We start from the raw sequence: 6,370 nt of genomic DNA on the forward strand, positions 1-6,370 counted from the left end.
GTAGTTATTGGTTGAAGGCAAATCATTTTCGCCATATAGTTTCATCGCTTTCTCCTTTTGAATGTTGTTTTTTTACAAAAGCTATTTTATACACTCTTTAGGAGGGAGCTAGATGATTATCAGGTCTGGGGCCCCCTATCACATTCCTCACAAATGCTAAAAACTTAAACCCGTCATATCCCCCAAACACTCCCTTATCGTCTCCCACAGGCGGTGGAGCACAGCGCACTACGTTCGCTCTGTGCGCTAAAAGCGCGGGGCCTGGACTCCTGAGCGGAATCAGCAAGTTTAAAGTGGCTGTGATTGTGGATAATGATATGGTAAAGACATGACCTCTTTTCCTTTGCATGCGTTCTTGACTTTTCGTACAATTTTTGTTCATTTAGAAGCAATATTTTTTGTACCTACTTTGTGAGGAAGTTCATTGAATATTTAATGAAGAGAGTTCATTAATTGCTTATAGTCCTTTTCCCTTGAACCAAATATTAGTGACTGTTCTTTCATCGTCGATAGAGCAAAAAGAAAAAAGGAAAAGAAGAAGGTGCAAAGGTAAGCTTCTTAGAAGCGATTTATAGTCCCAATACTTACGGTTACCAGGAATCTCCAGCCTGGAGGGATTTGATGCTAATCAATATTTGTTAACTTTAAACGAGTTAGAGGTTTAAGAAAAAAAATTAAAAATACTTGGGCAGATCCGCGAAAAAATCACTTATTGTTGCACTTTGATTAGCTTTACAATGAAGGATTGGATTTTTTTAGTGGTCTCCATCGTAATCTTGAAGTAGATGCGATGGATTCTTTATCTTGATGAGGAACCGGAAAAGAATATCCGGCAGCGGTTGAACTTTACAATATCATTGGAGCGCTCCCTGTTTAATTTATCCCAGTTAGGTCAGGGAAATCTCAAGAGTGACCCCGTTAAAAACTTTCTACAGGCAGTAAAAGAGGGCGTCGGGAAATTAAATGCCCGTCCGACCGCTTTATTAGGAAGCGTTATCAGTCTAGAAATATTGATGAAACGTCAGTTATTGCATAGCAGCACTGAAAAATCAGTGGTCGTTTTTTGTCTGATGAAATTTACACAATAATTCCTTATGTTTGTAATAGAATTTTGAAGATAATGGCTGTATCCGCGGGCCTTATGGAGTACGGTTGTAAAATGGTTTATCCCTTGCTTTATGAGCGATTTACCGCCTTCCATTTGGCTGTCTTAGATCGGCAACAAGACCCATCCAATTGGTTAATACCTCCTTACTTTGTTTGTTTATTCTTTTTTAACTCATGCTTAGCCTTTCTAATCAGTGTTCTTCCAGAAAAAAGACCCTAAAATACAAACCATTATTGCACGAGCTGCACAATCCTCATCTCGACCTATTTAGCGCAGCCTATTCCTGGTAAAAATATTTCTAAAACTTTCGAAGGGATGCTAGCCGTTATTTTTCCATCTCGTTTCCAACCCCCAGTACAGACCATTTTGAAAGAAGTTCAATCACTTCTCAATAACCATCCTAATAGTTTAGTTATTGTCCAGCACTAGCTGACTCAACAACGCGATGATATCATCGCAAGGTTAGTTAAGCCGGATTGGCGGCTGAAGCTGGATTTTGAGGATCAATTAGTTAATTTTACCTGTCAAATTGATTCCCTCCCTCTGTTGCTGTGGTCGCTTTAATTTCCCGCTGGGGAAAAAATCGGAGAAGAATTACTCAGTTACCTCTTTAAAGCAATGTGCTCAATTCAAGGAAATGCTCAGGCGTCATTTAATAAGGATATAATTTGGAAAGCTCTGTCGGCCAGCCCTGGGTATGGTTCTGTGTTTGATCCAGAGGAGACGACTAGGATAAGGAAGTTACTTTTCACCCCTAATGAGATTTTTGAATCCCTCCCAAGTAGTTCTTTTTATTGCGAATGAAACGCGGATTAAGACTAGTTTAGAACGCTTATGCACCGACGAGGAGATGAGGGATTTATTATGGCATTCTTCTACGAACAGCAGTTTGTTCCCGAAAATAGACAGGAACTAAAACAACCACCGGTCATAAGGATGCGAGCATATCTTTGGAGCACAATAAAATTAGATGTTCTCGAAATACCCCGCTGGATGACTCTTTGTAAGTCCGAAAAAGATTTGGAATGGGTCGCGTTTATTTTCCAAATAAATAAGAAGGGGGTACAAAAAAAGATAGAAGACATTCCATTTAGTAAGAATGAGCAAGAAATATTTTTTAGCTATCTTTGTACAACCTCCGAAGGCAAAAACCTTTTTTTAATCTGAAAAGGAGCTTGTTGTGGTGGATAGATAATGGTTCGGAAACGGTGAATACGGTATTAAATTCTTTATTTCAAAAGCCTAACCGCTTCTTTTACTTTTTATTCTATCTTGGAGCAGAAAATATAGTTCTATAACATGGGTGAAAATATTTTATTACGATTATTGAAAATCGAAGAGGGTAGAGAGGTGTTTGTTGGTTTGAGGGTTGATGCATTTGGAAAAATAAAGCTGCTTGAAGAAATACAGCGGATGATTTTTGATTATTTCATGCAAATTGACCATCGTTCCTCAGTGCCTCGCTTTATTAGCATATTGGAGAACGCATTTTCCACTGCTCAACAGCAATTTTTTCGAAAATAATACGTCTGAAATGCTACGATTGCTTAAAAGAAAAATTATCAATGACGATAATAGCATTGACTGGAAAGAATTGAGCATTCTTTTTAAGTGCAGTCAAGGAAGTCACGGGATAAGTTTTATACATTACGCATGTGCAAACGCCGATAGCAGGAAAATATTATTTAGCCAGAAGGAGTTGCTACCTTACTTTTGCCTACAGATAGCTAAAGCAAAAAAGAAGGTGAAGAGAGAAAATTGGGAAGGTCATGATCGACCATTTTTAGGCCCTCTACGAAGAGATGACCCACTAATTCACCTTTCCAAGTTTTGTGTCAACAATGTGCGTTTACCAACAAATCGGTACAAGAGGAATTATCTCTATTTTTTTTCTTCTTCCCAAAACCCAAAGAAAATGGCAATCCGTTTTTTTAGAAGATGTCGAACATTCGTCGTTATTTTGGTTATGTCAGAGTGCAAGTGCACAAACTCTCCTACTAATTAATATAAATATTTCAAAGAGTTAATAAAAAAATATTATTAAAAGGAATAACATCATATTTTGGGATCTGTTGATTGAACATAGCTTGCAGAATAAATGGGTTGATGGGTATATAATTTATTGGTTAATGAAAGATGATGTAGGTGTAAAGCTATTTTTTGATCCTCAGGGAGGGTTACTATACTCTTTTAAAAATGAAGGCTCAACAGGCTGGTCCGCTGCATTTTTTTCTTTATTATTATTTACCTCTACAGCAGAATCAATCTTTGGCTCCTTGTGGTTGTGAGGTTATGCTTCCCTTATTTCTCCGTGATTTCACAGACTTTCAGACAAGTCTTTATTAATTTGTAATAATTATGATTTCTTCTTGTTTTTAGTTAAAAGTAAGAGTGCAGTTAAAGTGGGAATCATGCAACGATGGCAGTCTGGCTGGAAAGAATGTTCTCAAAAGGATGCTTATCGTCAATTTCTTGGATCCCTAAGCGACAAACTTCCTTATTCTAAATATCTTTGCTAACTTTTTGAAGGAAAATCCAGATAATCGTTCTTTTTTGTTTGTTAAGTACGGTCTTGCAAATGATATTTTTGAGCGACTTTCGTTTGAGGAGGCTGAATGGTTATCAAAGGAAAAAGCTTACTAGAAGTATTGGATAAAGATGAAGGCAGTGCGTTTCTTCGGGGTTAGAAGGAGAAATAAAAAATGCGCAGGAGCTGACTCGTTTGATCTCTGAAGCTAGTAGCCGTAGTCAATTTTTTCAACCACCACCCCCTTTTGATTTTCATCTTCATCAAACCAATCTGAGGAGAATCCTGCTAAAAAGGCGAAGCATGATTCTCTCCGGAGCAGATAACGTTGCAATTGTAAGAAATAGACAAACAAATTGCTTGCTCCCTCCTGACCCGCTAGTATATAATTTTCTCAAAAAATAAAATTAAATCAATGGATTACCAGATTTTTTTGTTTGAGCGAGTTAGTGTATGCTTTAAAATGTTTATGAACGCGTCAAAGGGTGGATTGCTAGTCTTATTCTGGCAGTTGTCTCTCTTTCCTTTGTTCTTTGGGGTGTCCAGTATTACTTGCAATCAGAAGGGGGGAAGAATAAGACGGTTGCTAAAGTTAATAGCGAAAAAATTTCAGAGAATGAATTAAACGCTGTTTTTCAGCGGTTGCAACGGGTTTATACCCTTCAAAGGGGGCAGACGCTTGTTGGCGCAAAAGCCGAGGCGCTCAAAGAACAGGCCTTACAAAATTTGATTATGAATCATGTGTTATTGGACTCAGCTGAAAAAATGGGGTTCAATATCAGTCCCGCTCAGATCAATCAAATTATTACCGTGTTACCCGCTTTCCAAGAAAATGGGAAATTTTTCCTGCAACGCTTTCAACAATTTCTCTATGAAAGTTCATTAACGAGCGCTCAATTTGTAGCGAAATTCCTTCAGGTATTTTTTGATTCAACAGGTTGAAAAAGGAATCACCGGCAGTGCCTTTGTATTAGTTAATGAAATAAAAAAAGTTATGAATTAATCAATCAGACCCGTGATTTTAGTTATATGATTATTTCGAGCGCCCGCTTTTTGAAGGAGAGTAAAGTTACACCAGAAATAATCGCTAGTTTCTATCAGAAACATCGTGAATCGTTTAAGATATCCGAGAAACTTAGTATTGCTTATTTGCTTTTATCTCCTAGAATGATTCGTCAGCAAGTTTCTATGAGCGATTACGAGATTAAAAAATATTACGAAAAAAATAGAGAAGAAAAATCTTTTAACCAAATTAAGGATCAGATTAAACAAATTTTATTACAACAAAAAATAAATATCTTGCTGACTAAAAAAAGCGATCAATTATCTACAATTACTTACACAAACCCTACCTCCTTGGAGCCGGCCGCCAACCAATTAAATTTGAAAATAAAAATCACGCCGCTTTTTAGCCGTGAAGGAGAAAAAGAAGGAATTGCCGCCAATCCAAAAATAGTGGCAGCAGCGTTTAGCGACGATGTTTTAGAAGACGGAAATAATAGTGATTTAATTAAATTAAAAGACGGTAGTTTAGTAATTTTAAGAGTAAAAGAACATCAACCCAGTCATTTGCTTCCTTTAAAAACCGTTTCTTTACAAATTGAACACCAATTGAAAACACAATTAGCTCAAGCAAAATCGAGCCTTTTAGCAGGAGAAATTGAAAATGAAATACATGATGGACAATCAGTCGAAAATATTTTTAAAGCTAATCATTTATTTTGGAGAAATGAAAAGGAAGTTAAGATAAATATAAATTTATTTCCGCAGTTATAATGAAAATCGCTTTTTCAATTCCATTAAAAAAAGATCATTCTATGACAACTACTTTTTTAAATAATGGCGATTCCGCTGTTGTTCAATTAACAGCGATTAAGCCCGCTAATTTTAAAAATATAACCAAGAAACAAAAGAATTTATTAGAGAATTTGTTGTCAATTCAGCGTGGTAATCTTGAGTATCAATTTTATATGCAGGCGGCACGAAGTCGTGCAAAAATTAAAACTAATTCGCCTTCTTGAACAATAAAAATTCAATTAAATTTTATGCATTTAATTGATGTTTATTCAAAATTCATTCTTTTTGAAAAAAGTTCTTTATTATTTCCATTCCATTACGGATGTGATAAGACCATCCTTCTTTGTATGTTGACGATTAAATATTCCAATTATTTAAAACAATACTGTAAATATATTTTTACGAAATTGCTTGTAAACAATGTGAGCGATTTCTGGTTTTCTATGCAGAAATTTTATATTCTCATTCCTTTCATTAAAACTTGAAAATTCTAATCTTTTAATATTTATGTCTTTTTTGGCAATTCAGTGTTCGCTGATTTTTAGTTGCTTTCTGATAGGGCAGTTTATATTTGTGAAGGAAAGCTGAAGTGATATATTGAAAATCCCTCAATGGGAAACGTGAGGGGTTAGAGTAGCTGATAAGCAAGGCAAGTTTAGCTGAGGCCTCTAGGATCTCGGTGGATAAGGAGGTGCTCGGTGTATTCTAAACGTAATGAGGTAGTCTAAGGTCTTGTATAATATCAAGGATGAATTTTAGGCAAGGAAGCCCGCTGCAGACCCTCCAGATTGTCCTAATGAAGAGAGACCGCTTTTCCCGTATTCTGCTTTGCTCCATACGTATAGGCCCTGGGTTGTTGTGTCAACAATCAGTTTTGACGAAAAGAACGTATATGCGGGTTCACAGAGCCACCGCATGAATCAGCATCATCAACCCCA

The 6,370-nt window shown here is 36.5% G+C and carries 4 protein-coding genes and 1 pseudogene; all 5 read left to right on the forward strand.

Annotated elements, in window-relative coordinates; all coding sequences use genetic code 11:
• The first annotated feature begins 785 nt into the window (after positions 1–785).
• The 5 genes and pseudogenes from FIV31_RS06950 to FIV31_RS06970 all read left to right on the forward strand — a co-directional run bounded on the left by FIV31_RS06950 (position 786) and on the right by FIV31_RS06970 (position 5,656).
• Positions 786–1,088 carry a hypothetical protein gene (locus FIV31_RS06950; RefSeq protein ID WP_280124266.1) on the forward strand — a complete coding sequence of 101 codons (303 nt, stop codon included), beginning with the start codon at positions 786–788 and terminating at the stop codon, positions 1,086–1,088.
• Positions 1,089–1,972: 884 nt separating this feature from the next.
• Positions 1,973–2,275: a hypothetical protein gene (locus tag FIV31_RS06955; protein WP_280124267.1), complete on the forward strand. Its 303-nt coding sequence runs from the start codon at positions 1,973–1,975 to the stop codon at positions 2,273–2,275.
• Between the two features lie 132 nt (positions 2,276–2,407).
• Complete coding sequence (locus tag FIV31_RS06960; protein WP_280124268.1) at positions 2,408–2,632, forward strand: hypothetical protein; 225 nt, start codon at positions 2,408–2,410, stop codon at positions 2,630–2,632.
• A gap of 548 nt (positions 2,633–3,180) precedes the next feature.
• Positions 3,181–3,396: a hypothetical protein gene (locus FIV31_RS06965; protein WP_280124269.1), complete on the forward strand. Its 216-nt coding sequence runs from the start codon at positions 3,181–3,183 to the stop codon at positions 3,394–3,396.
• A gap of 728 nt (positions 3,397–4,124) precedes the next feature.
• A pseudogene (locus FIV31_RS06970) lies at positions 4,125–5,656 on the forward strand (SurA N-terminal domain-containing protein).
• Positions 5,657–6,370 lie beyond the last annotated feature (714 nt).

Origin of the sequence: Coxiella endosymbiont of Ornithodoros amblus, from assembly GCF_019425495.1 — a bacterium.
Lineage (GTDB): Bacteria > Pseudomonadota > Gammaproteobacteria > Coxiellales > Coxiellaceae > Coxiella.

Bases quoted from the DNA above. Each gene is read 5' to 3' on its own strand.
- FIV31_RS06950 (WP_280124266.1), top strand. From the start codon at position 786: ATGCGATGGATTCTTTATCTTGATGAGGAACCGGAAAAGAATATCCGG.
- FIV31_RS06955 (WP_280124267.1), top strand. From the start codon at position 1,973: ATGGCATTCTTCTACGAACAGCAGTTTGTTCCCGAAAATAGACAGGAA.
- FIV31_RS06960 (WP_280124268.1), top strand. From the start codon at position 2,408: ATGGGTGAAAATATTTTATTACGATTATTGAAAATCGAAGAGGGTAGA.